Below are 1,638 nucleotides of genomic sequence, written 5' to 3'. Positions count from 1 at the left end.
AATCACCGAAATACGCAGCTGTATGCTTTGCTTCAAACTATACCAGGTGTAGGCCCGATGACAGCTTCGTGTTGTTTGTCTTCTGTAGGTGATCCAAAAGACTTTGCTAATGGGCGAAACTTTGCAGCATGGATAGGGTTAGTGCCGTTTCAATATACAACGGGAGGGAAACCTCGATTGTTGGGTATATCGAAGCGCGGAAACAAAGAGCTAAGAGAATTATTTGTTCATGCAGCTAGAGCCGTAATGTGGAGGGATGCATCTGCGGAGCGCTACTTTGGTTCATGGCTCATTAATTTGAAGTGCCGAAAACCATTCAATGTCGCTGTTGTAGCACTAGCTAATAAATTGGCTCGTATTGCATGGTCAGTGATGAACTCTCACAAAGCATTCGAAGTAAAAGCATAACCAAGATTTGCATATGATAAACCAAGATGACAAAACGGTTAGACCACCAGATTGAAGACCTGAGGGGCAGAACAGCAGTAAAAGTGCTTTCTCATTTATGAGGACAATCTGGCGCGGATCTCATCGTAGAGCTGGGACTAATGAAAGTCTCAAATAGACTCTGAATACATTAGCGCAATCCAACTCTGTTATTTTGCTGATTCACTTGCAAAACGGGGCGTACCATACATTATGCCCCATTGTGTGTTCACTTCGATGAGTGAACTACATCGGCAATCTATTTTTACAATACATAAACTAATGGTTAGGAAAAGGCCCGACACATTTTCTTTCTTCACTCTAGGTAGTCAGCATATTTAGATAGTATGGACAATAGGATAGAGTCAGACCATACTCCAGTCAAAAAGCTCATCGAAGCGATTCAAGATCTTTAAAGGTTACGGAGACTGAATAAGAGTCAATTTGATTGTTGGTTACTCTGTGACCGGGGGGAGGTGAGAGTGCACGAGGGGTCAGCGTTTTTGAATGAACTCTTCAATACCTTTACAGTTGAAGTATAAAATGAGGCGGCCAAATAGCCGTCCCAGACACACCATCTGACTTGTTTATCCACTCATTCCTTTAAGCCAAAAATTAATTCAATTTCATCATCAAGTCTTCTGCCCGTTGGTATAAAACCAAGCTTTTGATAAATAGAGAGCGCATTGCCTTTTTCTTTATCCATCGTGGTCAGGGAGACGCCTTTTAAACCGGTAATGGAAGCGTATTTCTTACTGAAGTTAATCGCTTGACTCCCCAATCCTTTTCCTTGGAAACGATGGTCAATCATGACGCGCCATACATATAAATGCTCCTTTTGAAAGTGTTCATCGTGTGTGTCCAGTATTCTAGGGTCAATCAGAGAGATTAGCCCCGCAGGTTTATTGTTTAAGTAAATACCATAGTTGATACTATCGTCGTTAAAACTGGCTTCTGCAAGCCACTCTGCGTTGTTAGCAATGAGTTGTTTTTGAGACTCTTCCACTGAGAGATCAATAATGTCATTGATAATGGTATTGTTTATTTTTAAAAAGCTAATTTTATTCATGCTTATTTACCTTGGGTAGGTGTTTCATTAAAAGTAACTGGCCAATGTAAGGATCTTGATAAGCTAATCTTGAGTTATCAAAATGGTAATGTCGCTTTTGCTCCTGTCTTTTAACATAGACTCGGCTTTGTTGCGTAATTCAA

Annotated in this window: 2 protein-coding genes; one reads left to right on the top strand and one right to left on the bottom strand. The window is 40.7% G+C overall.

All coding sequences use genetic code 11. The features are described 5' to 3' along the window. Window positions 1-408: IS110 family transposase (locus AB4263_RS00010; protein ID WP_372097098.1), on the top strand; the 408-nt coding region annotated here is incomplete at its 5' end. Window positions 409-1,021: 613 nt separating this feature from the next. Here AB4263_RS00010 and AB4263_RS00005 read toward each other — a convergent pair. Beyond that, the gene (locus tag AB4263_RS00005) at window positions 1,022-1,495 is read right to left on the bottom strand and encodes a GNAT family N-acetyltransferase (protein ID WP_004734802.1); all 474 of its coding nucleotides are present in this window, start codon (window positions 1,493-1,495) and stop codon (window positions 1,022-1,024) included. Window positions 1,496-1,638 lie beyond the last annotated feature (143 nt).

Source organism: Vibrio sp. 10N.261.55.C5 (genome assembly GCF_041470505.1).
Lineage (GTDB): Bacteria > Pseudomonadota > Gammaproteobacteria > Enterobacterales > Vibrionaceae > Vibrio > Vibrio crassostreae_C.
This window is presented reverse-complemented; position numbering and strand designations above follow the sequence as displayed.

Excerpts from the sequence above, each read along its gene's own strand:
- AB4263_RS00005 (WP_004734802.1), bottom strand. The coding sequence starts at position 1,495 with ATGAATAAAATTAGCTTTTTAAAAATAAACAATACCATTATCAATGAC.